Origin of the sequence: Mesorhizobium sp. B2-3-7 (assembly GCF_006442695.1) — a bacterium.
Classification (GTDB): Bacteria; Pseudomonadota; Alphaproteobacteria; order Rhizobiales; family Rhizobiaceae; genus Mesorhizobium.
On sequence record NZ_VFVV01000003.1, the window covers coordinates 273,818 to 299,755 of the forward strand.

General features: G+C 62.8%; 26 protein-coding genes and 1 tRNA gene. 12 read left to right on the top strand and 15 right to left on the bottom strand.

Translation table 11 applies throughout. The annotated features are described in order from the left end of the window. Nucleotides 1–63: 63 nt before the first annotated feature. Nucleotides 64–1,122, bottom strand: a complete 1,059-nt coding sequence (locus FJ940_RS08200; RefSeq protein ID WP_140515740.1) for a glycerophosphodiester phosphodiesterase family protein — start codon at nt 1,120–1,122, stop codon at nt 64–66. 96 nt (nt 1,123–1,218) lie between these two features. Continuing rightward, nucleotides 1,219–2,427: an acyltransferase gene (locus FJ940_RS08205; RefSeq protein ID WP_140515738.1), complete on the bottom strand. Its 1,209-nt coding sequence runs from the start codon at nt 2,425–2,427 to the stop codon at nt 1,219–1,221. 123 nt (nt 2,428–2,550) lie between these two features. On the opposite strand from FJ940_RS08205, the gene speB reads away from it, so the two are divergent. Genes speB through FJ940_RS08220 form a run of 3 tightly spaced genes read left to right on the top strand, consistent with a single transcriptional unit; the run spans nt 2,551 to nt 5,354 of the window. Next, nucleotides 2,551–3,558, top strand: a complete 1,008-nt coding sequence (speB, locus tag FJ940_RS08210) for an agmatinase (RefSeq protein WP_140515736.1) — start codon at nt 2,551–2,553, stop codon at nt 3,556–3,558. A 30-nt stretch (nt 3,559–3,588) separates the two neighbouring features. After that, complete coding sequence (gene argC, locus FJ940_RS08215) at nt 3,589–4,515, top strand: N-acetyl-gamma-glutamyl-phosphate reductase (protein WP_140515734.1); 927 nt, start codon at nt 3,589–3,591, stop codon at nt 4,513–4,515. Continuing rightward, the gene (locus FJ940_RS08220) at nt 4,512–5,354 is read left to right on the top strand and encodes an aminoglycoside phosphotransferase family protein (RefSeq protein WP_210239458.1); all 843 of its coding nucleotides are present in this window, start codon (nt 4,512–4,514) and stop codon (nt 5,352–5,354) included. The genes argC and FJ940_RS08220 overlap by 4 nt, the downstream gene beginning before the upstream one ends. 82 nt (nt 5,355–5,436) lie before the next feature. Here the strand turns inward: FJ940_RS08220 and FJ940_RS08225 are convergent, their stop codons facing one another. Next, complete coding sequence (locus FJ940_RS08225) at nt 5,437–6,525, bottom strand: COX15/CtaA family protein (RefSeq protein WP_140515730.1); 1,089 nt, start codon at nt 6,523–6,525, stop codon at nt 5,437–5,439. Nucleotides 6,526–6,709: 184 nt separating this feature from the next. On the opposite strand from FJ940_RS08225, the gene FJ940_RS08230 reads away from it, so the two are divergent. Beyond that, nucleotides 6,710–6,925, top strand: coding sequence for a DUF2842 domain-containing protein (locus FJ940_RS08230; RefSeq protein ID WP_140515728.1), 216 nt, complete (start codon nt 6,710–6,712; stop codon nt 6,923–6,925). A gap of 17 nt (nt 6,926–6,942) precedes the next feature. Here the strand turns inward: FJ940_RS08230 and FJ940_RS08235 are convergent, their stop codons facing one another. Then, nucleotides 6,943–8,001, bottom strand: a complete 1,059-nt coding sequence (locus tag FJ940_RS08235) for a polysaccharide deacetylase family protein (protein WP_140656102.1) — start codon at nt 7,999–8,001, stop codon at nt 6,943–6,945. An 88-nt stretch (nt 8,002–8,089) separates the two neighbouring features. On the opposite strand from FJ940_RS08235, the gene FJ940_RS08240 reads away from it, so the two are divergent. After that, nucleotides 8,090–9,316 carry a GNAT family N-acetyltransferase gene (locus tag FJ940_RS08240; protein WP_140515724.1) on the top strand — a complete coding sequence of 409 codons (1,227 nt, stop codon included), beginning with the start codon at nt 8,090–8,092 and terminating at the stop codon, nt 9,314–9,316. A 46-nt stretch (nt 9,317–9,362) separates the two neighbouring features. Here FJ940_RS08240 and FJ940_RS08245 read toward each other — a convergent pair whose 3' ends face one another. Next, the gene (locus FJ940_RS08245; RefSeq protein WP_140656105.1) at nt 9,363–11,612 is read right to left on the bottom strand and encodes an exopolysaccharide transport family protein; all 2,250 of its coding nucleotides are present in this window, start codon (nt 11,610–11,612) and stop codon (nt 9,363–9,365) included. Between the two features lie 253 nt (nt 11,613–11,865). Here FJ940_RS08245 and FJ940_RS08250 point away from each other — a divergent pair, with 253 nt between their 5' ends. From FJ940_RS08250 to FJ940_RS08265, 4 genes are all read left to right on the top strand, one after another. Then, complete coding sequence (locus FJ940_RS08250) at nt 11,866–12,429, top strand: polysaccharide biosynthesis/export family protein (RefSeq protein ID WP_140493982.1); 564 nt, start codon at nt 11,866–11,868, stop codon at nt 12,427–12,429. 9 nt (nt 12,430–12,438) lie between these two features. Continuing rightward, on the top strand, nt 12,439–13,569 hold the full coding sequence (locus tag FJ940_RS08255) for a glycosyltransferase family 4 protein (protein WP_140560586.1): 1,131 nt from the start codon (nt 12,439–12,441) through the stop codon (nt 13,567–13,569). Nucleotides 13,570–13,662: 93 nt separating this feature from the next. After that, nucleotides 13,663–15,198 carry an undecaprenyl-phosphate glucose phosphotransferase gene (locus FJ940_RS08260; RefSeq protein WP_140656108.1) on the top strand — a complete coding sequence of 512 codons (1,536 nt, stop codon included), beginning with the start codon at nt 13,663–13,665 and terminating at the stop codon, nt 15,196–15,198. Further along, complete coding sequence (locus FJ940_RS08265) at nt 15,195–16,469, top strand: O-antigen ligase family protein (protein WP_140656111.1); 1,275 nt, start codon at nt 15,195–15,197, stop codon at nt 16,467–16,469. The genes FJ940_RS08260 and FJ940_RS08265 overlap by 4 nt, the downstream gene beginning before the upstream one ends. Before the next feature lie 80 nt (nt 16,470–16,549). Here the strand turns inward: FJ940_RS08265 and FJ940_RS08270 are convergent, their stop codons facing one another. The 3 genes from FJ940_RS08270 to FJ940_RS08280 all read right to left on the bottom strand — a co-directional run bounded on the left by FJ940_RS08270 (nt 16,550) and on the right by FJ940_RS08280 (nt 19,200). Further along, nucleotides 16,550–17,059, bottom strand: coding sequence for a DUF892 family protein (locus tag FJ940_RS08270; protein ID WP_140493990.1), 510 nt, complete (start codon nt 17,057–17,059; stop codon nt 16,550–16,552). A 117-nt stretch (nt 17,060–17,176) separates the two neighbouring features. Beyond that, nucleotides 17,177–17,779 carry a DUF4142 domain-containing protein gene (locus tag FJ940_RS08275; protein WP_140521805.1) on the bottom strand — a complete coding sequence of 201 codons (603 nt, stop codon included), beginning with the start codon at nt 17,777–17,779 and terminating at the stop codon, nt 17,177–17,179. A gap of 23 nt (nt 17,780–17,802) precedes the next feature. Beyond that, nucleotides 17,803–19,200, bottom strand: a complete 1,398-nt coding sequence (locus tag FJ940_RS08280) for a cytochrome B6 (protein WP_140521803.1) — start codon at nt 19,198–19,200, stop codon at nt 17,803–17,805. Between the two features lie 389 nt (nt 19,201–19,589). Between FJ940_RS08280 and FJ940_RS08285 the strand changes: the two genes are divergently transcribed. Further along, nucleotides 19,590–19,666: transfer RNA gene (locus FJ940_RS08285), tRNA-Pro, on the top strand. 46 nt (nt 19,667–19,712) lie between these two features. On the opposite strand, the gene FJ940_RS08290 is transcribed toward FJ940_RS08285, so the two are convergent. Both FJ940_RS08290 and FJ940_RS08295 read right to left on the bottom strand, forming a co-directional pair. Beyond that, complete coding sequence (locus FJ940_RS08290; protein WP_140521801.1) at nt 19,713–20,174, bottom strand: YbaK/EbsC family protein; 462 nt, start codon at nt 20,172–20,174, stop codon at nt 19,713–19,715. Nucleotides 20,175–20,312: 138 nt separating this feature from the next. Continuing rightward, nucleotides 20,313–20,597 (bottom strand): helix-turn-helix transcriptional regulator, encoded by a 285-nt coding sequence (locus tag FJ940_RS08295; RefSeq protein ID WP_140656114.1) that lies wholly within the window; start codon nt 20,595–20,597, stop codon nt 20,313–20,315. Between the two features lie 285 nt (nt 20,598–20,882). Between FJ940_RS08295 and FJ940_RS08300 the strand changes: the two genes are divergently transcribed. After that, nucleotides 20,883–21,494 (top strand): hypothetical protein, encoded by a 612-nt coding sequence (locus tag FJ940_RS08300; RefSeq protein WP_140521797.1) that lies wholly within the window; start codon nt 20,883–20,885, stop codon nt 21,492–21,494. 220 nt (nt 21,495–21,714) lie between these two features. After that, nucleotides 21,715–21,897: a hypothetical protein gene (locus FJ940_RS08305; RefSeq protein ID WP_140521795.1), complete on the top strand. Its 183-nt coding sequence runs from the start codon at nt 21,715–21,717 to the stop codon at nt 21,895–21,897. 282 nt (nt 21,898–22,179) lie between these two features. On the opposite strand, the gene FJ940_RS08310 is transcribed toward FJ940_RS08305, so the two are convergent. The 5 genes from FJ940_RS08310 to plsX form a co-directional block, all read right to left on the bottom strand. Next, a complete protein-coding gene (locus FJ940_RS08310; protein ID WP_140515713.1) occupies nt 22,180–22,482 on the bottom strand; it encodes a hypothetical protein in 303 nt (100 codons plus the stop codon). A gap of 100 nt (nt 22,483–22,582) precedes the next feature. Continuing rightward, on the bottom strand, nt 22,583–23,122 hold the full coding sequence (locus FJ940_RS08315; RefSeq protein ID WP_140494005.1) for a MerR family transcriptional regulator: 540 nt from the start codon (nt 23,120–23,122) through the stop codon (nt 22,583–22,585). A gap of 224 nt (nt 23,123–23,346) precedes the next feature. Then, on the bottom strand, nt 23,347–23,670 hold the full coding sequence (locus tag FJ940_RS08320; protein ID WP_140494007.1) for an integration host factor subunit alpha: 324 nt from the start codon (nt 23,668–23,670) through the stop codon (nt 23,347–23,349). A gap of 100 nt (nt 23,671–23,770) precedes the next feature. After that, complete coding sequence (locus tag FJ940_RS08325) at nt 23,771–24,742, bottom strand: beta-ketoacyl-ACP synthase III (protein WP_140494008.1); 972 nt, start codon at nt 24,740–24,742, stop codon at nt 23,771–23,773. Nucleotides 24,743–24,751: 9 nt separating this feature from the next. Continuing rightward, entirely contained in the window at nt 24,752–25,822 is a 1,071-nt protein-coding gene (gene plsX / locus FJ940_RS08330) for a phosphate acyltransferase PlsX (RefSeq protein WP_140494009.1), read from the bottom strand. Between the last annotated feature and the right edge of the window lie 116 nt (nt 25,823–25,938).

The window sequence follows — 25,938 nt, forward strand, 5'->3', positions numbered from 1 at the left end:
GACACCGTTGCGTCAGCAGGCGCCGGCCTGCGACAACAAGGCCGGAACTTCAGCCGCGGCAAATCAATTGATGCTGGCGGTCGCGGCAGGTTCGACGCGTTCGCCCGTCTCCGCATAGGGCACGCGAAACCCATTTGCCGCCAGCCAGCCTATCGCCGCCTTTGGCTCATCGGTCTGGATGATGGTGGCGCCGCGATCGGCCCAGAAGCCCCAGGCTTCACGCGGCAGGCTGGCCTGAACCGCCAGTTCATCGCCCCGGCCGCCGGCAAGGAAGCCGCCCGGCTTGTTGACGATGGCGTAGGTGTCGGCCCAGATGTGCCAGTCGCCCCTCACCGCGGCCGCGCGCATGCGCGTGCTGAACAGCGGCCCGCCAGTCTCGGTCAACGTCTCCGCGCCGGCGCGCCAGTTGATCAGCTCGATCGCGCGCGGCGCAAAAGCATGGTCGACCGTCGCGGCGAAACCGGCGTCATGCACTGCGTCGTCGGCGATGATCGGCATGAACTGGAAGCCGCCGCCGACCGCTTCCATGGCAGCCTTCACCGTAGCGATCCTGGTCTGGTTCCACAGGTTTTCCTTGACGATGACCTGGTCGGCCATGCCGAGATCTCGCGCCACCGCGACCATACCCGACAGGTCCCCAACCTCGAGCTTGTTGTCGAGATTGATGAGGATCTGGTCCCGGGTCGCCAGCAGCATCTCGCGCAGCGTCGAGACTGTCTCGTCGGTTACGGCGCCCGTGCCTTCGATCACCAGCCGGCAACTCTTCAGTTCGGCCAGCGTGTACTTAACCACCTCACCCTTGCAGGTTGTGGTGCGATCAAGCCAGCTGTCATGCATGACTACAAACTCGCCGTCCTTCGAGCGCCGGATGTCGACCTCGACGATCTCGGCGCCGATCGCGATCGAGCCTTCGACGGCGGCGAGCGAATTTTCCGCATAGAGCGTCTTGCCGGCCTGCATGCTGCCGGCGCGATGCGCGACCACCATGACGTGGTCGCGCCACTGATTGGCATGTTCGAAGCGGTCGAGGATCTGCCTCGCACGGGTTTCGCCCGCCATTGACTGGCTGGCGGAAGCCGCCAGCGTGACGGAAAACAGAAGGCTCGGCCAGAAGGTCCGCATCGAGAATCGCTCCATTCCGGATCGAACCGGGAATAGGCGATGCCCGTGACGTCTAGGTGAACGAAGCCGGCTAGCGGTTGCCAGCGATATGTCGCCTCAGATGCGTTTCGACAGTCGGCGGAACCAGGCCATCGCAGGCATCTCGACGAAACGCCAGGTAATCCAGGAGACACCTATCGTGGCAAGGAGCATGACGAGGATCGCAACGTCCCCCGCCCAGCCGGCGCCGAAGCCGGTCGCCGGCTCTCCGCGCAAGACGATGTCGCCGACAAGACCGGGGCCGAGCTTGCGCTCGACCAGGCCGGCGACATTGATCATGCGCGCCTGGACGAAGATGTGGACCATGTAGATCGAGTAGGACAGCGCGCCGAGCGTCAGAATGAGTGGGGTTCTCAGAAAGACACTGATCCAGCCCCCCTCATGAGCAAAGAGAAACAATGCCAGTGCAAACACCAGCGGTGCTGCGATCCCGGCATCATTGTCGCCCGCCAGTGCGACGAAAAGCACAATGACAGCCGCCATGACGATTTCGGCAAGGGTCCAGCTCAGCAACGGGCCGGTCCGGGCAAGCGCCTGTCGCGCGCCTGCAATGGAATCATGCTGGAACCAGGCAAGCAAGGCGCCGAGCGAGAAGCCGTACAGGCAGCGTATGAAGCCGAAATCGAAGGACACATCCATATGGTGGGTCGAGAAGCCAAGCAGAAACAGCGGCGCGGTGATGGCGGCGGCGACGAACCACACCCAGGCGCGTGCCCCGGCGGTGAAGACCACTCCCGCGAACAACAGGTAGGCGAAGAACTCCGCCGAAATGCTCCAGCTTGGCGCATTCCAAGTCAATTGGTCCTCGAAGCCGACCCCCTGGAGCAGCAGCAGGTTGGCAAGCAGGCTCTGGAGGCTGAAGCCGCCGGTGAAGGGAGCGGCACCGGCGCCATGCACCTGCGGCAGCATCAGCCGCAGCAGCTCGAAGCCGGCAAAGGCGGCGAGCATGAGAAGGTGCAGCGGATAGATGCGGCCGAAGCGCACCAGCGCAAAGCGTGCGACCTCCCGCGGCTGGTTCAGCCGCCAGCCATAGGAGCTGGCGATGACGAAACCGGAGAGAACGAAGAAGAAATCGACAAACAGATAGGACGAACCGACAAAGGCGCTTTGCGAGATCGTCGAAGCGGTCGGGAAGTGGAACAGCGCAACCAGCAGGGCGCAGATGCCGCGCCACGAATCGAGAACCAGGAACCGCTCACCCGCCACCGTGCCGGACTGGATCGACGCCGCGCCATGGGGAGAATCAAGAAACGCGGTCTGTGTCATGATGATACAATCCTGTCTCGCGGCGGCACCGCGGCCGCGCCGTTTCGTTTCCCCAAGCTGTGACTGGCATGTTGCGTGCCGGTTCTGTAGTTGTTGCACCCCGATAAAAACCAAGGATCCGTAATGGCGAACAAGAACATCGACCATGCCTTCACAGCCCGCTCAAAGACGGGCGCTTCGCTGGAGCCGACCTATGCCGGCGCGCTGTCGTTCATGCGACGCAAATACACGAAGGATGTGAAGGGCGCGGACGCTGTGGTTTGGGGCATCCCTTTCGATGCCGCCGTCACCAATCGGCCCGGCGCGCGTTTCGGGCCGCAGGCGATCCGCCGCGCCTCGGCAATCCTCGACAACGATCCGCAATATCCCTTTTCGCGCGATCTGTTCGAGCACCTCGCGGTGGTCGACTATGGCGATTGTCTGCTTGATACCGGCAACCACCAGAAGACGCCGGGGACGATCGAACGCGAGGCGACCAAGATCCTGAAGACAGGTGCTTTCCTGCTGTCGCTGGGCGGCGACCATTTCGTCACCTGGCCCCTGCTCAAGGCACATGCCGCAATCCATGGCCCGCTCGCTCTGGTGCAGTTCGATGCGCACCAGGATACCTGGGAGGATGACGGCAAACGCATCGACCACGGATCCTTCGTCGGCCGCGCGGTCAAGGAAGGCATTATCGATCCCGACCGCTCGATCCAGATCGGCATCCGCACCCACGCGCCCGACACGTTCGGCATCAAGATCCTCTACGGTCATGAGATCGAGGAGATGCGTGCATCCGACATCGCCTACGCCATCGTCGACAGGACGGGCGGCAAGAAGACCTATCTCACCTTTGATATCGACTGCCTTGATCCTGCCTATGCACCCGGCACTGGCACGCCGGTCGCCGGCGGGCCGTCCTCTGCAAAGATCCTGTCGACGCTGCGCCAGCTCAATCAGATCGATATTGTCGGGGCCGATGTCGTGGAGGTTGCGCCGGCCTACGATCACGCCGATATAACGGCGATTGCCGGCTCGATGATCGCCATGCAGTATCTTGGCCTGCTGGCCGAGCGGAAAGCACGGCTCGAAGAGCTGAACAACGGCAGCCACAACGGCGCCGCGGTGAATCAAGGCAACGGCATATAGTTTTTCGATATCAGGGAATTTGATCAGCCAATGAAACCGAGAATCTTCATCGACGGCGAGCACGGCACCACCGGCCTCCAGATCCGGGCGCTGCTTGCCGAGCGCGGCGACCTGGAGATCATTTCAATTCCCGCCGAGCGCCGCAAGGAAACGGCGGCGCGAGCCGAATTCCTCAATGCCGCCGACGTTGCGATCCTGTGTCTCCCGGACGATGCGGCGAAGGAAAGCGTGTCGCTGATCTCCAACGAGACCACCAGAGTCATCGATGCTTCGACCGCGCATCGCGTCGCGCAAGGCTGGGAATATGGCTTTGCCGAGATGGACAAGGAGCAGGCGAAGAAGATCGGGGCGGCAAAACGCGTCGCCAATCCCGGCTGCTGGCCGCAAGGACCGATCGCGATGCTGCGGCCGCTGGTCGCCGCCGGCCTTCTGCCCGCGGATTTCCCGGTCACCGTCAACGGCATCTCCGGTTATTCGGGCGGCGGCCGCCCGATGATCGAGGACTATGTCGCCAAGGGCGAGGACGCCTCTGAATTTCTACCCTACGGGCTCACCCTCCAGCACAAGCACGTGCCGGAGCTCAGGGCCTATGCGAAACTGTCGCACGATCCGATCATGCAGCCAGCGGTGGGCAATTTCGCGCAAGGCATGATCACGGTGGTGCCGCTGCAGCTCGGTGGCCTCGACCATGTGCCGACCGGTGCGGAACTCCATGCAGCCATCGCCGACCATTTCGCCGCCATCAAGGGCGGCGTGGTCGAAGTGGCGCCCTATGCGCATCTGGAGCGCATTCCGGAGATCGATCCGGAAATCTACAATGGCACCAACCGCATGAAGCTCTACGTCTTTGCCAATGACAAGCGCGCGCAGGCCCTGCTGCTCGCCGTTTACGACAATCTCGGCAAAGGGGCATCGGGGGCTGCCGTACAGAACATGGACCTGATGCTCGGCCTCTGATGGCGGCACCGGCATTTCCGGACCGTTGGAAGATCAGCGCGCCCGAGCTCATCGCCGAGACCTTTTCGAGCCGCATCTGGAAGGTGCGGCGCGAGGACGGCTCGCCGGCGATCGTCAAGGCGCTGAAGCCATTCGATGACGTCGCAGACGAGTTGCGCGGCGAGCATTTCCTTGCCTGGCGGCGCGGCGAAGGCGCCGTGCGGCTGCTGGGCCGCGACGGGCATTCCATGTTGCTCGAATATGCCGGGGAGACCATGCTGTCGCATGTTCTTGCCGAGCAGGGAGATTTGGCCGCCACGGAAATCGCGGCGGAGGTGATGGCAAAGCTGTTTTCGCCATCGGATCACCCCGCTCCGCCCGACCTGCAGCCGCTTCGGGAACGATTTTCCAGCCTGTTCAAGAAAGCGGAGGCCGACCGTGTCGTTGGCCGGAACAGCCTTTATGTCGAAGCGGCGGAAATCGCCGACCGGCTGCTGGGTGGTCCGCATGATATCAGGCCGCTGCATGGCGACCTCCATCACGACAACATCATGCACGGAGCACGCGGCTGGCTGGCGATAGATCCGAAGGGCGTTCTCGGCGACCCGGGATTCGATGCCGCGAACATGTTCTACAATCCTCTTGATCGCGACGACCTTTGTCTCGATCCCCCACGGATTGCCGGGATGGCTGAAGTTTTTGCGCGAACGCTGAGCCAGACGCCGGCGGCAATACTGGATCACGCCATCGCCTATGGCTGCCTGTCGGCTTCCTGGCACCATGAGGACGACAACGCGATCGAGGAGAACCGCGAACTGTCGGTCGCAGCAGCGATCCGAACGGTACGGCTCGGCTTCTGATCCGTGCCGCCTTGCGTCAGGCGGAATTCGACGGCGACAAGACGATGGCGCAGTCGAACGTTCTGGATGTGACCGGAGAGACTCAGCGTCCGAGGGCGATCTCGTGGGGCAAGGGATATGCGCCCTTGGTGCCGCGCCAATGCGCGGCGGCGAACCCCAGCACGATCAACGCGAATCCCTGGTGGGTCAGCGCCATGTGCAGCGGCACATGCATCAACAGCGTGCCGATGCCGACGGAGGCCTGCACCAGCACCAGGGCAAACAACAGCGTCGCGCGACGAGCATGCGTTGAACCGGGCAGACGGCGACGCGTGGCGATCATGTGCCACAGGGCGACGACGAACACCGTGTAGGCGCCGATCCGGTGCACGAACTGCACCGTCTTGGGGCTTTCGAAGAAATTGCGCCATGCCGGCTCCAGGATCAGCAGATCGCCGGGAATGATCTTGCCGTCCATCAGCGGCCAGGTGTTGTAGCTCAGGCCAGCGTGGAGCCCGGCGACCAGACCGCCGAGATAGATCTGGATCAGCGCCAGAAGCACTATGAAACCAGCCAGTTTCTGGGTCGAACGATCGGCCGCAGGTTCCGAATGCGGCGCCAAGCCGCGCGCGACGACCATGGTCGCCGTGAAGATCAGCGCGGCAAGCGTCAAATGGGTGGCGAGCCGGTACTGGCTGACCGAGACGCGGTCGACCAGACCGGAGGCAACCATCCACCAGCCGATGGCGCCCTGCAGACCGCCGAGAAGCAGGATGCCGACCAGCTTCGGCCCCAGTCCGCGCTCGATGCGGCGCGCCGCCCAGAAGAACAGCAGCGGCAAGGCAAAAACCAGACCGACGCTGCGCGCCAGGAGACGATGCGCCCACTCCCACCAGAAGATCGACTTGAATGCCTCGATGCTCATGCCCTTGTTGAGCTCGGCATATTGCGGGATCTGCTGATAGCGCTGGAATTCCTCTTGCCATTCGGCGTCGTTGAGCGGCGGGATGACGCCGTGGATCGGCTGCCACTCGGTGATCGACAGGCCGGACTCGGTGAGCCTTGTGGCGCCGCCGACCAGCACCAGCGCGAACAGCACCAGAAGCACGACGTAGAGCCAGCCGCGCACCAGCGCGCGGTTGTGCAGATCGCGGTCACGCGCCTCGTAAGGCGCGGCAGTAATGGCGGCCATGGATTTTATCCCGGCAGGTTGAAGTCGCGGATTGGTGGACCATCGCATTCCCGCATGCAAGACCGGGCGGCGCGGCACGCCGTCGCGCCGCGTCTGTCGGGTTGCACAGCTTCGCGTCAAGGCCTATGGCGAAGCCGACACATTGAGCTGGGCCGCACTTTACCCCGGCTCCAGGAGGCCAACCATGCCCGTGCGCCTGAAAAAGCTGATCGGAATGTTCCTGCTGGTGGCGCTTGTCATCATCTATGCGCTGGTCGCATCGATCTTCGCGGTCGCCCGGCTGTCCGAGGCGGGCCCGTGGACGCATTTCCTGTTCTTCCTGCTAAGCGGCCTGCTCTGGGTGCTGCCGGCCATGGGCATCATCAAATGGCTGATGCTGGAGCATCGGCCCAAGCGCTGAACCGTTGCCGGCCGGCCTCAGATGGTGACCACCATCTTTCCGGCGTTGGCGAGCGGCGTCGTCACGCCAGACAGCATGGTGCGGATGTGGGCGAGGTTCTGATAACGGCCGTTGACCGAGATGCGCGGCAATGCGTGCAGGAAGCCGGCGTGTTCGGCGCGCAGCACGCCATGACGGGTGGTCACGGCCGAGGTGTAGCCGGCATCGCGGACAAGGCCCACTTCGCGGCAGCCGACGGCGCTGGCATAGCCGTAGGGATAGGCGAAATGGCGCGGCTCCTCGCCCAGCTCGGCTCGCAGGATGGACTTCACCCCGACGATTTCGTGCCGCGCGTCGGCTTCTGAAAGCCGCTTCAGATTGCTGTGGTTGATCGTATGAGCACCGATCGTTACGAGCGGATGCGCTGCGATCGCGCGGATCTCCGACCAGGTCATCAGCGTGTCGACGCGCGGCCGGCCGGCGTCGACGCCTTTCGCATGCGCCAGTTCGCGCAGCACGGCGCGCAGGTCCTCCTCGCGAACCTCGGTGGTGAGATAGGTGTGCAGCCGTGCGATGGCCTGGAGCTTTTTGGCCGGGCTGGTGCAGTCGATCGTCGTTTGCCCGTCGGACGTCGTCAGGGTCAGGCGATCGCCCGCGTTGACGAGATCCTCGACCACGTCCCACCACAGATCCGCAGTGCCGTTGATCAGCCCCGGAGCCACATAGATGGTGATCGGCGCGCCGTGCTTTTCCAGCACCGGCAAGGCTTCGGTCATGTTGTCGCGATAGGCGTCGTCGGCGGTGATGGCGGCGAACTGGCCGCCCTTGCGGCGCGCCGCGATACGCTCCACCGCCTCGTCCATCGAGACGAAGGCGTAGCCATCCGCCTTCAGGCCGGCAATCATGGCGTCGAGGAAGCCGGGCGCAATGTTGAGATGACGGTTGACGCTGTCGGGCTTTTCGGGCTTTGCCGTAACGCGGTGCAGCATGAGGATGGCGCCAATACCGCCGACCAGCGGTTTGACCAGCGGTGCGAGGCCGGTATAGCGGGCGACGTTGAGCGCCAGCTTTCGGATTGCCTCCCCGCCGTCGATCATTCCTTCACCTTTTGCGCCTAGGCTGAACCAAGCACGGATACGCCTGAGCGCCCCCAAATCGGCAGCAATACGCCCTAAGGATTGAGGTATGGTTGACGCGGCCGCGTCATTTGACGGCAATCGCCTGGCGGCAATCGAAGCCCCGCCCAGTGTGCCGCCAATAGAGCCGGCTGGGCTGTCGGTTTCCACCGCTTCCGCCGATGGGCTCGCGGCCTATGCCGCGTTCTGCCGCTCCGCCGTGTTCGCGCCGGCGCAGAGCGCGGTTTGGATCCGCAACTGGGCCGCGCAGGTCGAGCCGGACCCCGTCGTGGCGATGCTGAATTGCGAAGGCAGACCGGTTTTCGCACTGGCGCTGGAGGTCGTCGGCCATGGGCCATTCCGTGTTGCGCGCTTCATGGGCGGCCGCCACGCCAATGGCAATTTCGTCGCCGCCGACCCGCAATGGCTTGCCAGGGCGGACAGTGCGGCTATTCGTTCGACCCTGGCGGCCATAGCCGAGGCTCGCCCCGACATCGATCTCGTCGCCTTCGAACGCCTGCTGCCCGACCTCGATGGCGTAGCCAACCCACTCGCCTCGTTCGATTATTTCGACAGCCCGAACCTGTCGCTCGCCGTCGACCTGGTCGGCGGTTTCGATGCACTGCTCTCTCGCGCAAACGGAAAGCGCAAACGCAAGAAGCACCGCTCGCAGACGCGCAAGTTCGAGGCCGTCGGCAGCCATCGGCGCATCGAGGCGCGGACCGTGGACGAGGTCGGCCGGCTGCTCGACGGCTTTTTCGAGATGAAGGAATCCCGCTTCCGCAGGATGGGCATCGCCAACGTCTTCGGCGACAATCAAGTGCGGGCGTTCTTCCGTGCTCTGTTCACCGAGGCGCTTGCCGAGGATAAGCCCTCCTTCGTGCTGCACGGGCTCGAGGTCGCCGGCAAGCTTCGCGCCGTGACCGGATCGAGCCGCTCGGGCAAACGGCTGATCTGCGAGTTCGGCGCGATCGCCGAGGATGACCTCGCCCACACCAGCCCCGGCGACTTCCTGTTCTTCGACAATATCCAGGAAGCCTGCGAGGCGGGTTTCGACGTCTATGATTTCTCGGTCGGCGACGAGCCGTACAAGCGTTTATGGTGCGATATCGAAACGCAGCACTTCGAGGTGCTGGTTCCGCTGACGTCGAAAGGCCGCGCACTGGCGCTGGGGCTGCGGCAAAGTGCCAGACTGAAAGCCGTCGTCAAGAACAGTCCGACGATCTGGAAGCTGACCAAGCTGCTGCGTCGCAAGGCCGCTGGCCAGGCGCCGGCGCCCGCCGAGGACGGTAGCTAACCCGCCCACCTTCCAACGTGATGACCACAAGCGCCGCTCATCGGACTCAAGCCGCCGAGCGCCTTCCCGGCACCGGAGTGCCCGGCGGTTCGTGGCCGAGCGGGGTCACCAGCGTCAACTCCGGATAGCCATTCTCGATAAGCTTGACGGCGGCCTGCGTCACCTCATCATCCGGCTCCAGCATGGAGAGGAACACTTCGGTCGCATCGCCACCCAGACGGCTGATGCCTTGGGCGTCGGCGGGACCGCATTCGACTACCACCAGGTCATAGGCGGTGGTCAGCGATTGCATGATGATCGGCAGCCGGTCGGCGGCGCGCATGGCGCGAACCGGATCGGCGGTGCCGACAGGAATGACATGGCAGTCGGAATAGAGGTCGGGGTGGATGACTTCGCTGAACTGCGCCTGCGACGCGAGCAGATTGGTGATGCCCGGGAACAGTCCGCTGTCGAGCATCGGTCGCGAGGCGGCGCCGGAAGCCGTGAGGTCGAGCAGCAGCACGCGCAGGCCGGCGTCGGAGACCTCACGCGCCACCAGGATCGCGGAGGCGGCCGCCTCGTCACCTTCGGGCGACACGAAGATGGCGCGCGCGGCGCCGCTTGCGATCAGCTTTTCCGCCGCTTTTTCAACGTCGATCTCGCCCAGCACCGAACGCGGCCTGGTTTTGGCGACCGGGACGGCCTCGGCAACAGGGACGGTTTCGGCGACCGGTGCGCCGGCGGCGGGTTCGACCTCTATGGCAGATTCCGCCGGCGAGAGCAGATCCGGTTCCACCATCATCTCCGGTTCCACCGCTTTCTCAGCGTGGTGCTCAGGCCCGGACTCTGGAATGATCGTCGTTTCCCTGGCCGCGACCGGCATCGCCACCTCGTCGATCGGCTCGAAGCGAGCGCCGCTGGCCGGGCGCATGGCGCGGCCGGAAAAGAGTTCGCGCAGCAGCGTGAACACCGACATGAGCAAAAGCGAGGCGGCAAAAGCAGCACCGACGATCGGCCCGATCTTGGGGAAGTAGGCCTCGGAAGGCACTACGGCCTTCGAGATGACACGCGCGTCGACCGGCACGTAATTGCGATCCTGGCGCGAAGCCGCCTCGCGGTAGTTGGTCAGGTAAAGTTCGAGCTGCTGGCGCTTGGCGGCAGCGTCACGCTGCAGCGCATCGAGACCGACCTGCTGTTCGCCTGCCTCCGCGGAAGCCGCCTTCAGCGTGTTGACGTCGGCGACGAGCTGGCTCTCACGTGACTTGGCGGCATCGGCCTGCATCGCCAGGCCCTTCATCACCTTTTGAGCTTCACTGCGGATCTGCGCGTCGAGATCGGCTAGCTGCGATTTTGCCGCGCGGATGCGCGGATGATTGTCGAGCAGCGTCGTCGACAGGTCGGCGATGTTGGCGCGCAGTTCGACCTGCCGTTCGCGCAAGCGCTGGATCAGATCGGATGACAGCACCTCGGGCAGCGAATCCAGCGAGCCGCCATTCTGCAGCGCCTTGCGCACGCTGTCGGCGGTGCCTTCGGCGGCGGCGCGGTTGGCCCGCACCCGCGACAATTCGGTCGACAGTTCGGCCAGTTGTTGGGTGGCGAGCACAGAATTGTTGCCGCCCACCAGAAGGTCCGACTGGGCGCGATAGGCGGCGACCTTGGCCTCGGCATCCCTGACCTGCTTCTGCAGATCGGCGATCTCGGGAGCCAGGAAGTCCGCCGCGGCGGTGTTGGATTCGAGCTTGGCCGCGCCCTGCCCGGCAATGTAGGCGGCAGCAATGGCATCGGGGATAGCAGCCGCGAGCTTGGGATCTTCCGAGGAGAACTCGATGGCGATGATACGCGTCTTTTCGACGCCATAGACGTTGAGCTTCTCGCGCATCTTCTTCAGGACGCGTTCGTCGACCGGAATATCCATGGGATCGTTCTTCAACCCCACCAGGATCAGCAGGCGGTTGAGAGGCGACATATCGACAGTTTCGTCGAATTCGTGCAATCGCGACAGATCAAGCTTCTGCGCTACCTGCTTGAGGATTTCGTTGGACGAAATGATCTGGACCTGGGTGGCGACGCCTTGCTCATCGAGGATAGGCTTGTCGCTGTCATTGCTGCCGGCCGGGCGCGTGTAGACGGATTCACGCGTATCGATCTGAACCTGCGTCTGGGCCTTGTAGTGCTTGGTTGCCAGCGAAGCGAGCGCAAACGCCAACCCGGTAACCACCAGGGAGACGACCAATATTCGCAGCCAGTTCCTCGCCAGGCTGGCGAAGAGCTGCCTGAGATCGACGTCAACGTCTGCGGCCGTGGACTGAACGGACATGCATCCTACTCCGATACGGATCGCATGCACCGTAAACAACTATGGTAACTCAGCCGTTAAGATCACAGGAAGCTTCCGTCAGGACTTACTGGCAGGCGCCAAGCAAAACCGTCAAAGTTATAAAACTCCTGCCGATCGATGCCGTATCGATCGCGCCCTTTACCGGCCATTAACCCTAACAGGACGATAACGGACGCGCTCTCAGATGTTTGCTGCGACGCCGCAGCGGCCAGTCGAAGGTATGTGTCCTGTCATGAAAAGCACTGCTTCCCTCTTTCGCGCGCTGCTTGCCGTGTCGATGCTTGCTGGCTGCTCCAGCTACCGGCCGACGCCGGCCGCCTTCCACGAGGTGCTCGATCAACCCTATCGCCTGGGCGCCGGTGACCGCGTCCGCGTCACCGTGTTCGAGCAGGACGGGCTGACCAACACCTATAGTGTCGACCAGTCCGGATATCTCTCCTTCCCGCTGGTCGGCGCCGTGCCGGCCCGCGGCCACACCGCCCAGCAGATGGAAAAGGAAATCGCCGACAAACTGCGCCAAGGCTATCTGCGCGATCCCGATGTTTCCGTCGAGATCGACCGCTACAGGCCTATCTTCGTCATGGGCGAAGTGGGCGCCGCCGGCCAGTATTCCTATGTGCCCGGCCTCACCGTTCAGAAAGCCGTCGCCATTGCCGGCGGCTTCACGCCGCGCGCCAACCAGGAAAGCGTCGACATCACCCGAGATATCAACGGCAAGGTGATGACCGGCCGGGTTGTCACGTCAGACCCGCTGCTGCCCGGAGATACTGTCTATGTGCGTGAACGTCTGTTCTGACGAACACACGTGGCGGACAAACTCAGGATCGTCCATTGCTTTCGTTCACCTGTCGGCGGGATCTTTCGGCATGTGCGGGACCTCGCGGAAGCTCAGGTCGCCGCCGGCCATTCGGTCGGCATCGTGTGCGATTCGACCACAGGCGGGGAATACGAGGAGCGCCTGTTCGAGCGGATGAAGGCCATGCTGGCGCTCGGCATCCATCGCACGCCGATGCAGCGCCATGTCGGACTGGGCGATCTCGCCTCGGCCTCGCGCACCTACGGAATCATCAAGGAATTGCGGCCGGACGTGCTGCACGGGCACGGCGCCAAGGGTGGCGCCTATGCCCGTCTGTTCGGCTCACTGTTGCGGGTATCAAGGTCTCGCGTAGCCCGCCTTTATTCGCCGCATGGCGGTTCTCTCCACTATGACGAGAGCACGTTCACGGGAAAGCTGTTCTTCGCGCTCGAGCGATCCATGGCTCACTTCACCGACTGTCTGCTGTTCGTCTCGGACTATGAGCGACGCACCTATCGCAGGAAGGTCGGCGAGGCGCCCATTCCGAACGCGCTGATCTACAATGGCCTGCGCGCGGCTGAGTTCGACCCCGTTCCGGAGAAGCCCGGAATGGTGGACCTGCTCTACATCGGCATGATGCGTGACCTCAAGGGACCCGACATCTTCATCGACGCGCTGGCCCTTGCGGGGACACGGCTCGGACGCCCGCTGGGCGCGGTCATGGTGGGCGACGGCGACAACCTGCCTCGGTACCGCGCGCAAGTGAGGCGGCTCGGGCTTGACGGCAATGTGCGTTTCCTGCCGCCGATGCCGGCCAGGGATGCCTTTGCGCTGGGCGCGCTGGTCGTCGTTCCTTCGCGCGCCGAAGCATTGCCGTATGTCGTGCTCGAGACGCTGGCGGCGGGAAAACCGATGATCGCCACGGCCGTTGGCGGCATACCGGAGATCTTCGGCGCCGATTCCCCTGCCCTGATCAGACCTGATCCGTTGCAGCTTGCCGACAAGATCGCCGAAGCGCTGGCCGATCCCGCCGCCTATCGAAAACTGATGCCCGATCGCGCCGATCTGGAGGCACGCTTCGGAGCCGATGTCATGGCTGCCGAGATCGAGAAAGCGTATTTCGCGGCGCTGGCCAAATAAACCACCGGCCCAAGCCCTTCCAAAGCCACGCGTTGTTTCAAGGGTTTCTTAGCTCTCTTTTGCTATTGCCTGGGGGAAGCTTGCGGAAATCCCATGAACGAGATCGATCCCGTGCACCGCTTTTCGGCAGAGGCTGTGCGCAAACTCGACACCCCGACCGATGGCGGCATGCCGGGCGGCATGAATGATGTCGCCCGTCAGGTCGCCTCGCAATACCGGCGCGATACGATGTCGCCGATCATGGTCAGCGGCGTCCTGCGGATGGTCGAGTTCGCAGTGCTGTTCCTTTCCGGCCTCGGCGTCTATTTCTACTTTGTCGGCTTCTTCAACTATTTCGCCTGGCAATATCCGCTGACGATCGCCGCCGCGTCGTTCCTTGCAGTGGTGCTGCTCGACGTCACCGATTGCTACCAGATCGTCTCGCTCATGCGGCCGATCGCCAATTTTGGACGTTTGCTGCTGGTCTGGGCCGGCACGTTCGCCCTCATGGCGCTGACGGCATTCGTGATGAAGATATCTGAAAACTATTCACGATTGCTGTTCGGCACCTGGTTCGCCGTCGGTTTTATTCTCATCTTCGGCCTGCGGCTGATGATGTCGAAGCTGATCCGGCGCTGGGCGCGCGACGGCCACATGGAGCGGCGCGCCGTCATCGTCGGCGGCGGCAAGGCAGCGGAGGTCCTGATCCGCTCGGTCGAGAGGCAGCCCTACAACGACATCCGCATTTGCGGCATTTTCGACGATCGCAGCGACAAACGCTCGCCGCCTATCGTCGCCGGCTATCCCAAGCTCGGCACAATCTCGGAGCTGATCGAATTCGCCCGCATCGCCCGCATCGACATGCTGATCGTGTCGCTCCCGCTGACCGCCGAGTCGCGCGTGCTGCAATTGCTGAAGAAACTGTGGGTGCTGCCGGTCGACATCCGGCTGTCGGCGCATTCGAACGCGCTGCAGTTTCGTCCACGCGCCTATTCCTACATCGGCTCGGTGCCGATGCTCGACATCTTCGACAAGCCGATCAACGACTGGGATTCGGTGGCCAAGCGCGCCTTCGACATCGTTTTCAGCCTGATCGGCATCGTCGTGTTCTCACCGGTGATGCTGGCGACCGCTATCGCCATCAAGCTCGACAGCAAGGGACCGGTGCTGTTTCGCCAGAAGCGGCATGGTTTCAACAATGAGGTGATCGAAGTCTACAAATTCCGCTCGATGTATGCCGACCGGTCGGACCCGACCGCCAGACAGACGGTCACCAAGAACGACCCGCGCGTTACCCGCGTCGGCCGCTTCATCCGCAAGACCTCGATCGACGAGCTGCCGCAGTTCTTCAATTCGCTGCTGGGTTCGCTGTCGCTGGTCGGCCCGCGGCCGCACGCGATTGCCGCGCAGTCGCACAACCTGCTCTACAACGAAGTGGTCGACGGCTATTTCGCGCGCCACAAGGTCAAGCCCGGCGTTACCGGCTGGGCGCAGATCAATGGCTGGCGCGGCGAGATGGACACCAACGAGAAGATCCGCATGCGGACGGAATACGACCTCTATTATATCGAGAACTGGTCGATGCTGTTCGACCTGCGGATCCTGTTCCTGACGCCGATTCGGCTGCTCAACACGGAAAACGCCTATTGAGCGCGGTCACCCATGACCTGCCGCGCGCGGCGGTCAATGCGAAGCTGATCGCGCTGATTTCCTCGGGCGCGGTCGGGCTCGGCATCCTGCTTTCCGGCTTCGTCATCAGCGAGCCGGCTCCTTACGAGATCTACATGGCCGGCCTGATCGCCATCTGGGCGCTTTTCGGTTTGAGGATTTCGCACGCGGCCGCGCCGCTGCTGGTGCTTCTGGTGACGATGAATATCGGCGGCATGATCGCCATGACGCAGATGTCAGACCTCGCCAACACGCCGCTCTACCTTGCAGTGTCGCTGTTTCTCGCCTTCAGCGCGGTCTTCTTCGCATCGGTCACCGCCACGCAGCCGAGCCTCTACCGGCTGATCTTCATTGCCTATGTCGTATCCGCGGTGATGACTTCGCTGCTCGGCATAGCAGGGTATTTCCATGCCTTCCCGGGCGCGGAGATGTTCACCAAATACGACCGCGCCGCAGGCGCCTTCCAGGACCCGAACGTGTTCGGGCCGTTCCTGGTTCTGCCCGGCATCTATCTGCTCTATCTGCTGCTGACCGGGCCGGTCTCGCGCATGCCGCTGCTGGCGGTGCCGCTGCTCATCATCACATCAGGCATCTTCTTCTCCTTCTCGCGCGGCGCCTGGGGCATGTTTGCCGTCTCTGCCGTTCTGCTTACCGGCTGCCTGTTCCTGCAGAGCAACAGCGGCATGTTCCGGCTGCGCGTGGTGGTGATGACCATCGCGGCATTGTCGCTGCTGACGATCGCCATGATCGTCATCCTGCAGCTGCCGGGCGTGGCGGAAATGTTCTCCAACCGTGCCCATCTCGAACAGAGCTACGACACCGCCCGCCTCGGCCGCTTCGCCCGCTATGCAATCGGCTTCCAAATGGCGATGGAGCACCCGTTCGGCATCGGGCCTCTGGTGTTCGGCACCATCTTCGGCGAGGACACCCACGACATCTGGCTGAAGATGCTGATGGATTATGGCTGGCTCGGCTTCGTATCGTTCCTGACGCTTGTCCTCTGGACGATATGTGCCGGATTCCGCATCCTGCTGCGCGACCGGCCATGGCAGCCCTATCTCCTGTGCGCCTATGTCGCCTTCATCGGCAATGTCGGGCTCGGCACCTTCATCGACATCGACCATTGGCGCCACGTCTATCTGCTGCTCGGATTGGTCTGGGGCGCGATCGCGCTGGAACACCGTCATCAGCGGCAATTACGGCTGGCGATGCCGAAAGCTTCACGTGACCGCGGAGCGCTATCGGCTCGATAGTCGCCGCCGCCGACAGGCAGCGCGCGCTGCCGCTGTCGCACGATCATGGCCGGCGAAATTCGACGCGATGACAGGCCCGATTATCGTTTTGCGGCATCGCTGTCGGCCGCGGCGCGAGACAGGAACATCTGCGTCGTCTCGGCGAGATGGCTCTTGAGCCAATCCGCCATCGCCTCCTCTTCGCGCAGATTCTGCTCAGACACACGCGCCACCTCGGCCTCCCCTTCGGCGTTGGCCGCGGCGATGAGCATCGTGTAGGAGGCAATCTCCATATGCTCGAAAGTATAGCTGGCGAGCGAGCCCTTCATCACCTCGTCGCCGGCAAACACGCCGCTGATCGACTGGGCCATGGCGGTGAGCTTGCCGCCTGCGTCTTTCATCGCGGAGGATCCCTCTCCGATCCGGTCAAGACAGCTTTTGAGGCGCGAGGCCTGCTGCCGCGTCTCGTCGAGATGCTGACGGATGCGGTCGCCGAGTTCCGGATAGCTTTCGAGGCGTGACAGTTGCCCGGAGAGCATCGTCTCGGCCTGCTCCTCCATGGCGTGAGCGTCTCTCAGCCACTGTATCAACCAGTCGCGCGATTGTGTCATGAAGCTCTCCCTTTGGGTTGCTCGCCCAAACCGCGAGCGGAGAGGATGGCTCCGCCCGGGCTATGGCAAGCTCGGCCAGAGGGCTGTCGACGCGCGGATTGGCCGCCGACGCGACGGTCACTTCTTGCTCTGGCCCGAGGCATCGGCCAATGCCGGGTTCACCAGCTTGCTGCGGATATCCCGCGCCATTCGCAGATGCTCAAGTACGGCCGGCAGGATATCCGAGGCGAAATGCTGGACATCCGGATCCTGGCCGGAGCCGATCTCCCATTCAAGGAGTTGCACAGTCTTCTGATGCTCGACGATCTGGCCGCTGATGTAAGCCAGATCGAATTCGACGCCTGTAAGCTTTTCCAGCCTGGTACGCATCTCCTCGTGCTCGGCATCCAGCCCAGGCGGAAGCGGCATCTTGGCCGCTTCGGCGAGCGACTTCAGCCTGTCGTTCGCCCTCTGGTGGTCGTCAACCATCCTGCGGGCAAAGTCTTTCACCGCGGCATTTTCGGATTTTCCGGCAAGCTCGCCGAAGCGGACCTCGGCCAGACCGCCAGCAGCGGTAAGCTGCGCGAACAGCCGGTCCTGATAGTTGGTTTGGTGAGGCATTGGCTTGCCGGGAGATTCCTTCATCGTGTCCGGCGCCATGCCAGCCGGATTGCCGAACTGGGCGAAGGCGGTGGCGGCAGGCAGAAGCGCAAGCCCCACGACAGTTGCGAGTAGACGCATGCGAACCTCCTCGGGAAGCTTTCTCAGAGCACGAGCAGATAGGCGACCAGCGCGTCCTTTTCCGATTGGTCGAGTTTGGTGCCCAGCACCAGATTGAAGAACTCGACCGTGTCGGCGAGCGTCATCAGGCGGCCGTCATGCAAATAGGGCGGCGTGTCCTTGATGCCGCGCAGCGTGAACGTCTTGATCGGACCGTCGGGAAGCTCGACCATGTCGTTGACGGTCTGTCCTGGCTTGTAGAAACGATCGAGCTTCAGATCGTGCATGTTGTTGTCCATGAAGGACGTCTGGGGATTGTGGCATTGGGAGCAGCGGCCCTTGCCCATGAACACCGCTTCCCCTTTCAATTCCTCTGCTGACGCCAGTGCCGGATCGAGGCGGCCAAACGGATCGAGCTTAGGCGCCGGCGGGAAATCGATGATGTTTTGCATCTGTGCCATCATCGCCACCTGGTTCGGGCGGTCAGGCAGGTTGACGCCCTTGCGGGTGGCACTGACATGATCGCCATTGAAATACGCGGTGCGCTGCTCGAATTCGGTGAAATCCTCCACGGACCGCAATGAGCGCTTCGATCCATGTATCTGCTGGTTGAAGAGGCCGCGCAGACTGGTGGTGTCGAGACGGAAGCGCGCCGCCTGCGGCCTGATGTCGGGTGTCTGATGGAAGGCGGCGTTAGTGTTGAAATTGGAATGGCAATCAAGGCAGGCGACACCCATGCTCTGGCCAGCGACCTTGCGGTCCTCGGTCTGATTGAACTCTTCCTGCGGGAATGGCGTCAGCAGAAGCCGCAAACCTTCCATCTGTACTGGGGTGATGATGCCGTTCATGATCTCGTAGTAATTGCGGATGGTAAGCAGTTCGCCGCGCGAGACATCGCCGAGTTCAGGGTGGGTGGTCAGGAAAATCGGTGGCGGGAATTCGGGCGTCAGGTGATCGGGAAGATCGAAATCGACGTCGAAGCGGCGCAGATCACGGCCTTCCTGGCGGCCGATCTCGCGGATTTCCTTCTCGGGAAACACTTGGCCTCCGGCAGCCTGCTTGACATGAGGTAGCGGCAGGAAGCCAGCCGGCAGAAGACCCTGGTCACGAATATCGCCGGGGCTCATCGAGCTTAGCCTGTCCCAGGTCGAGCCACCCGCCAGCTTGACCCTGACGCCACCCTGGACCGGCTTCTTGCCGTTGGTCATCATCACGCCCGGTATCGGACGGTCAGCCAGATCATAACGTTGCTCCAAAAGCTTCTTCTGACGCTCCATCACGCCAGGCTTCTGCGCCTCGTCATCGGCTTTCACCGCGGAAAAGGGCTGGCTCGGCAATGGCCGATAGGTGATGTCAGGAGGCAGCGGATCCGAGAACGCACTGATGCTGGCCGCCGCGACGATGATCGCGCACGGAAGGCCGATATGGAGTTTGCCGGTCATTTCGTCCCTCCTAAGTTCCCCGGACGGTTGCCAAACCGGACCGGGGGCGGTTTGTTCCAAGGCGGGAGTTGGCGAAAGGGAATTTATTTCCGCCACCGGATTGAGCCATCGCCGGGCCCGTCATCTCTGAATGCAGGGCGACATCTTCCCCGCCTCGAACGGCGACGCCACGTTTGGAAAGCAATTCCCGGCCAAGAGAGCCCCGACAGGTGGAGGCATTTACCCTGAAGGAAGCCTTGCTCATGGCATGGTCCACGGAGCGACCCGCGAACGCCCGTGGGACTTCCGGTCAGGTTTGACGCGATTTATCGGCGATGGTTGGTTCTGCTTCCGGAGGCGGTTTTAGCGCTTGCGCGCCAAGCCTCGAATATATATGGCTTTGCGCGGTCCGGAGTGTAGCGCAGCCCGGTAGCGCACTTGACTGGGGGTCAAGGGGTCGTCGGTTCGAATCCGGCCACTCCGACCATTTTAAACAAGGACTTACCCCCAAAGTCCGTCTCATCTATCGCCATCTACCCCTGGCACACATCGACCCATTCGGCGCCGGTGAGATCAGCCATGCGTTGCGGTGCGATGCGCACCGCCGCGTTGGTGGCGCCGGCGGCGGGCACCACCTCTTCGAAACCGCGCAGCGACACGTCGCAATAGACCGGCAGCGGCGCCGGCAGGCCGAACGGGCAGACACCGCCGACCGGATGGCTGGTTGCCTCGATAACCTCAGCGGCCTCCAGCATGCGCGGCTTGCTGCCGAACCGATCCTTGAACTTGCGATTGTCCAGCCTGGCGGTGCCGCTGGTCACGACCAGCATGGTGCGTTCGCCGACGCGAAGGCAGATCGTCTTTGCGATCTGTGCCGGCAACACGCCGTGCGCCTGCGCAGCCAATGCTACGGTTGCCGAACTCGCGTCAGTCACGATCACGTCGATGTCAGGCGCCTTGCTGGCAAAGAAGGCACGAACGGATTCCAAGCTCATCGAAACCCCGCGGATCGAAATGACGAAGCAGCAAGCTAGGCCGGCGCGTCCATAAACACGTGCCGAAGCCTTCAGTCACGGCAAACAGAAAACCCGCCAAGGTCCCCGGCGGGTTTTCGAACATGCATGGCACTGGCGCTACAGCGCGGGGCGGTCTTGCGCGGCCCGCGCCTGCACGGCCGTGCCGAGCAGCGCCTCCTGAGGAAGCCGAAGCGCCGACGCAATACGGCGCAGTTGCGACGGATCGGCCGTCCTGCCGTTCTCGATATCCTCGATTTCGTCGACCGACAGACCGGTTGTCAGGGAAAGCTCCTCGACACTGTATCCCTTGGTTTCCCGAATCGTTCTGACGGCGCTATGGCCTTGCCCGGCTCCGCTGGCAACCAGTTCCGGGAGGGGTTCGCGCTTTGCACTGTATGGCATTGGCAACTCCGTTGGCTGAAAGAGTTTGATGAAAATGGTGTTGCCTGAGACGGCGAGAACATGCCCGCTTGCGGGTGATTTGCCAAGTCACAAACTGGCCGTCACAGCATCGTGAACCATGCCTGGCGGACGCCGCTCGCAACCGCTCTCGATCAAGTTCTTTTGAACACCTGATCACCTCGTCCCTCGATGATTTTTACGACCCCGTTCGTTGGTTCAATTGCGCCGGCGCGAAACCCAAGACGTTGCCGGCGCGGCTGTCATTTTCCTGAAAGGATCGATGCGATGAAATTGCGGACAATCATGATCGTGCTCGGCACGCTTTCCAGCCTTGGCCTTGCTGCAACCAGCGCGCCGGCGGCAGACACGGTGCGGGTGCGCGGCGTCGTGGCCAGTTCCGACCAATCCCAGCTGACGGTGAAAAACCGCCAGGGTGGCATGGATAAGATCAAGCTCGCTGCCGGATGGAAGATATCGGGCGTCGCGGGCGCGTCGGTAAAGGACATCAAGCTCGGCGATTTCCTCGGCATAGCATCCCTGTCGAAGGCCGATGGCGGCAGCGGCGCGCTTGAGGTCGTGGTGTTTCCCGCAGCCTTGAAAGGCACGGGCGAAGGCGACCGCGCCTGGGACCTCAAGCCCAACAGCCGCATGACCAACGGCACCGTCGCCGACGTGACCGACGTGAATGGCCGCGCGGTGACGCTGACCTACGACAACGGCCAGACAAAGAAGATCTCAATCCCCGACAAGACGCCGGTCGTCACCTTCGCGCCGGCCACGCCGGGCGATCTCAAGCCCGGCGCGCCCGTCGTGGTCACCGCGACGCGCGGCGCCGACGGCACGCTGAGTGCCAACCGCGTCGTGGTCGGCAACAATGGCGTGGTCCCGCCCATGTAAGCCGGTTGCGTCTGCGGCCCCGTATCGAAATTTCTCCCGCTCATCGGCGCTGTGGGCTCAGCCTGTCGGCGGAGCCCACAGCCTGCGCCGCCAGACACATTCCAGAAACAAAATTCTATATTCGGGAAATACTGACGAAAAAAATCGGGAGCGTAATCCCGCTCGCGGCGAACAGGCTGTTGGCCTGATTCAGATTGCCTGCGAAAAAAGGAAGATATCCATGAAGAAGTCCCTCCTCTCGGCCCTCGGGCTTGCAGTTGCACTTGCATTCACCATGCCAATCCTCGGCGCGACCAGCGCTGATGCCGCGCCGATGCACAAGCATCATCGTCATCATCGCAAGCACCATCGCAGCCACCACTACCATCATCACCACCACAAGGTTATGGGCAAGAAGGCCTGAGCTTAACCGACTGCCAATGAGAAGACCGGCTTTGGCTTCTTGTTCGAAGCCGGTCTTCTCCTGGTTTCCTCCGGATACGCGCCGTATCAGCGCGATCTCGCAGCGCTACAACGAGCGCCTGCTCTGACGAAAAAACCCCTGTTCGTGCTGCAGACCGACAAGCTGGGGCTATGGCCCTTTTTTCGTGGCACCCACAGGTGCCGCTGTCCTAAACCGGGTGCACTTTCGGGCAACATGAATCGCCCGCGCACCGATCCAGCGGAACCGAGGAATAAATAAAGGTCAGCGCCGGCTGAACAGCAGACTGGCGACCAGACCAAGCACCACAAAGCCGATCGCCGCGGCCGTCGCCGGATGCTCGCGGGCGGATTTCTCGATCGCCCTGCCCCGCTCGCGGATCGCCGGCAACGCATCGTGCAGACGTTCCGCAAGGTCGGAATACGTGTCAAGCGCCGCGTCGCGACCGTCTTCGTAATAGGCGCCGCCCCGCCTGGACGCAGCCTTCTTCAGGGCCGCCAATTCCCTGGAGAGTGCAGCGACCCGCCTGTCGAGATCGACGTCCGAGAGGGTCGAGAATAATGCCATGATGCGTTTCCTTGTCTGCTCAAGCCTTGTCTTGCTCAAGAAAACGTAACGCATCACCCAAAGGCGGGTTCCCGTTCTTCAGGCGCCGGCCGGTTGCCCGTCAGCGCACTTGGTCGAGGAGGCGCTTGCATTCGAGGAGGTCGAACAACGCTTCCTGCAACAGCGCGCGATTGTCCCGCGACAGTTTCGAAGCGTCCGGCTGGACCGGGCCTTCCTCGTCGCTCTTGCCAAGACCGAAGAAACGGCGGCTGGGCTTGACCCTCGGCTGGCCAACCAGTTCGTCATCTCCGCCGCGCGGCTGCGCTGCCGCCGTCAACGGCACCTGGTCGGCCTGCTTTCGTTGCGAGATCGCCTCGACGGCGGCCATATCGCCATTGCCGATGGCAACCAGGAAATGGTTGCCATTTTCGCGCAACAGCTTCTGCACGCCCTTGATGGTGTAGCCCTGGTCGTAGAGCATATGGCGAATGCCCTTGATCAGTTCGACATCCTGCGGCCGGTAGTAGCGGCGGCCGCCGCCGCGTTTCATCGGCTTGATCTGGTTGAAACGCGTTTCCCAGAAGCGCAGCACGTGCTGCGGCAGATCGAGGTCTTCGGCGACCTCGCTGATGGTGCGAAAGGCGTCAGGGCTCTTGTCCATGGGCGAAATCCTCACACTGGAGCATGATCCCGGGACATGGGAACCGGCGTTCGAACGAGATTCCCTCGACAGGAGGGGAGCTCATTCCGGCTGCGCGTAACGATCACGCGGAACACCAATCCGGCCATGTTGCCGAATCGGGTCTCATTTCAGCGGTTTGTGAGGCAATATTCAAGCCCGGCATCATCGCAAGGCCTGTTTTCAACCGTGCATTTGCAGCGAGCCTACTTGCCGCCCTTTGCCTTGCCGCTCTGGTGGGAGCGCAAGATGCGGTTCTTCAGCACGTTCGACGACTTGAAGGTCATCACCCGGCGCGGCAGGATCGGCACCTCTTCGCCGGTCTTGGGATTGCGCCCGATGCGCTCGTTCTTGGAGCGGACGTGGAACGTCGCGAAAGACGACAGTTTCACCGTCTCGCCACGGACGATCGCCTCGCAGATCTCGTCCAGCACCGCCTCGACGAGTTCGGCCGATTCAGTGCGCGACAAACCTACCTTGCGGTAAACGGCTTCGGCAAGGTCGGCGCGCGTAAGTGTCTTTCCCCCCATGCGACCGTCCCATCAGCTCAAACATAAAATCGATACAACAGCGGCAGAGCCTAAGTAATTGATCCGGCAAGGTCAAGGACCGAACCGGACCGTCCGGCACTTACCAGCGAAGCAGAACCGCGCCCCAGGTGAAGCCGCCGCCCATCGCTTCCAGAAGCACAAGGTCGCCCTTTTTGATGCGGCCATCGGCAACAGCCACGGAAAGCGCCAGCGGCACGGAAGCAGCCGAGGTGTTACCGTGCAGATTGACCGTCACCACCACCTTTTCCTCGGCTATCCCGAGCTTCCTGGCGGAAGCGTCAATGATCCGTTTATTGGCCTGATGCGGCACGAACCAGTCGAGGTCGTCGGCGGTGATGCCGGCCTGCGAAAACGTCGCCTCGATGACGTCGGTGATCATGCCTACCGCATGTTTGAAGACCTCGCGGCCTTCCATCCTGAGGTAGCCCACCGTTCCCGTCGTCGAAGGCCCGCCGTCGACAAAGAGCTTGTCCTTGTGCGCGCCGTCGGAGCGCAGGCTCATCGCTAGCACACCGCGGTCGGCAATACTGCCGCCCCCTTCGCCGGCTTCAAGAACCAGGGCGCCGGCGCCGTCGCCGAACAGTACGCAGGTCGAGCGATCGGTCCAGTCGAGGATGCGCGAAAAGGTTTCCGAGCCGATCACCAGCACGCGCTTGGCCAAGCCGCCGCGAATATAGAGGTCGGCCGTGGTTACCGCATAGACGAAGCCCGAGCATACCGCCTGCAGGTCGAAGGCAAAGCCGTGATGCATGCCGAGCCGGTTCTGGATCTCGACGGCCGTGGCCGGAAAAGTATTGTTGGGCGTCGAGGTCGCCAGCACGATCAGGTCGATGTCTCCGGGCGTCAGGCCGGCATCGGCGAGCGCTGCGCGCGCCGCCGCCTCACCCAGCGAAGCGGTGGTCTCGTCGTCGGCCGCGATATGGCGCTGGCGGATGCCGGTGCGCTGGGCGATCCACTCGTCCGAGGTTTCGACCATGCCTTCAAAGTCGGCATTCTTCATGATGCGGCGGGGCAGCGCGGCGCCCATGCCGCGCACGACTGATCTGATCAAAGTTCTTTCCTATTCCTTTGCGTCGCTGACGACGTCGGATTTCCTAGATGTCTGGGCATGCGGATTGCGCGCATGGAACAAGTCCAGGTCGGCCTCGATGCGGTCGAGCAGATTGTTGCGCACCATATCGTAGCCGAGTTCGATGGCGGCGGCGAAACCATCCGAATCGGCGCCGCCGTGGCTTTTCACCACAATGCCGTTCAGCCCCAGGAAAACGCCGCCATTGGAGCGGCCGACATCCATCTTTTCGCGCAGGCGATCGAACGCGCCCTTGGCGAAGATATAGCCGATCCTGGCCATCAGCGTACGGCTCATCGCCGCCCGCAGGTAGCCGCCAATCTGGCGCACCGTGCCTTCCGCCGTCTTCAGGGCGATGTTGCCGGCGAAGCCTTCGGTGACGACGACGTCGACCACGCCCTTGCCGATATCGTCGCCCTCGACGAAACCGTGATAGTTCATCGAGGCCATATTGGCTTCACGCAGCATGCGCCCAGCCTCCTTGACCTCTTCCTGGCCCTTGATCTCCTCGACGCCGACATTGAGCAGGCCGACACTGGGCCGCGAGACGCCGAAGACCGATCGGGCCATGCCGGTTCCAAGGATGGCAAAATCAATGAGCTGGTGCGCATCCGCGCCAATGGTGGCGCCGACGTCGAGGACCACGCTTTCGCCGCGCAGCGTCGGCCAAAGTGCCGCGATCGCCGGGCGGTCGATGGTGGCCATGGTGCGCAGGCAGAATTTCGACATCGCCATCAGCGCGCCGGTGTTGCCGGCCGAGACGCAGGCGTCCGCCGTACCCGACTTGACCGCCTCGACAGCCTTCCACATCGATGACTTCCAGCGGCCATGGCGCAGTGCCTGGCTCGGCTTGTCGTCCATCCTGACGGCCACCTCGCAGTGGAAGAATTCGCTCACACCGGCCAGCTTGGGAAATTTGGCCAGTTCGGGTCGTACGGCCTCCTCCCGCCCGTAGATGACGAAGCGGACGTCGGGACGGCGGGTCGCGACCGTCATGAGCGCCGGAATGACCACGGCTGGTCCGTGATCGCCGCCCATGGCATCGATGGAAATCCTGATCACGCGGTATTCATCTCACGGTTTTGCTTAGGCGGCGGATCGTTTTAGTGATCGCGAAGGTTCGGCGAAAATAGCGGTTTTGGACATTCGCACAACCGACTTTTCCGTCGCGGGTGAGG

Coding starts and splice junctions, on each gene's coding strand:
- FJ940_RS08200 (WP_140515740.1), bottom strand. CDS start 1,122: ATGCGGACCTTCTGGCCGAGCCTTCTGTTTTCCGTCACGCTGGCGGCT.
- FJ940_RS08205 (WP_140515738.1), bottom strand. CDS start 2,427: ATGACACAGACCGCGTTTCTTGATTCTCCCCATGGCGCGGCGTCGATC.
- speB (WP_140515736.1), top strand. CDS start 2,551: ATGGCGAACAAGAACATCGACCATGCCTTCACAGCCCGCTCAAAGACG.
- argC (WP_140515734.1), top strand. CDS start 3,589: ATGAAACCGAGAATCTTCATCGACGGCGAGCACGGCACCACCGGCCTC.
- FJ940_RS08225 (WP_140515730.1), bottom strand. CDS start 6,525: ATGGCCGCCATTACTGCCGCGCCTTACGAGGCGCGTGACCGCGATCTG.
- FJ940_RS08230 (WP_140515728.1), top strand. CDS start 6,710: ATGCCCGTGCGCCTGAAAAAGCTGATCGGAATGTTCCTGCTGGTGGCG.
- FJ940_RS08235 (WP_140656102.1), bottom strand. CDS start 8,001: ATGATCGACGGCGGGGAGGCAATCCGAAAGCTGGCGCTCAACGTCGCC.
- FJ940_RS08240 (WP_140515724.1), top strand. CDS start 8,090: ATGGTTGACGCGGCCGCGTCATTTGACGGCAATCGCCTGGCGGCAATC.
- FJ940_RS08245 (WP_140656105.1), bottom strand. CDS start 11,612: ATGTCCGTTCAGTCCACGGCCGCAGACGTTGACGTCGATCTCAGGCAG.
- FJ940_RS08250 (WP_140493982.1), top strand. CDS start 11,866: ATGAAAAGCACTGCTTCCCTCTTTCGCGCGCTGCTTGCCGTGTCGATG.
- FJ940_RS08260 (WP_140656108.1), top strand. CDS start 13,663: ATGAACGAGATCGATCCCGTGCACCGCTTTTCGGCAGAGGCTGTGCGC.
- FJ940_RS08270 (WP_140493990.1), bottom strand. CDS start 17,059: ATGACACAATCGCGCGACTGGTTGATACAGTGGCTGAGAGACGCTCAC.
- FJ940_RS08275 (WP_140521805.1), bottom strand. CDS start 17,779: ATGCGTCTACTCGCAACTGTCGTGGGGCTTGCGCTTCTGCCTGCCGCC.
- FJ940_RS08280 (WP_140521803.1), bottom strand. CDS start 19,200: ATGACCGGCAAACTCCATATCGGCCTTCCGTGCGCGATCATCGTCGCG.
- FJ940_RS08290 (WP_140521801.1), bottom strand. CDS start 20,174: ATGAGCTTGGAATCCGTTCGTGCCTTCTTTGCCAGCAAGGCGCCTGAC.
- FJ940_RS08295 (WP_140656114.1), bottom strand. CDS start 20,597: ATGCCATACAGTGCAAAGCGCGAACCCCTCCCGGAACTGGTTGCCAGC.
- FJ940_RS08300 (WP_140521797.1), top strand. CDS start 20,883: ATGAAATTGCGGACAATCATGATCGTGCTCGGCACGCTTTCCAGCCTT.
- FJ940_RS08305 (WP_140521795.1), top strand. CDS start 21,715: ATGAAGAAGTCCCTCCTCTCGGCCCTCGGGCTTGCAGTTGCACTTGCA.
- FJ940_RS08310 (WP_140515713.1), bottom strand. CDS start 22,482: ATGGCATTATTCTCGACCCTCTCGGACGTCGATCTCGACAGGCGGGTC.
- FJ940_RS08315 (WP_140494005.1), bottom strand. CDS start 23,122: ATGGACAAGAGCCCTGACGCCTTTCGCACCATCAGCGAGGTCGCCGAA.
- FJ940_RS08320 (WP_140494007.1), bottom strand. CDS start 23,670: ATGGGGGGAAAGACACTTACGCGCGCCGACCTTGCCGAAGCCGTTTAC.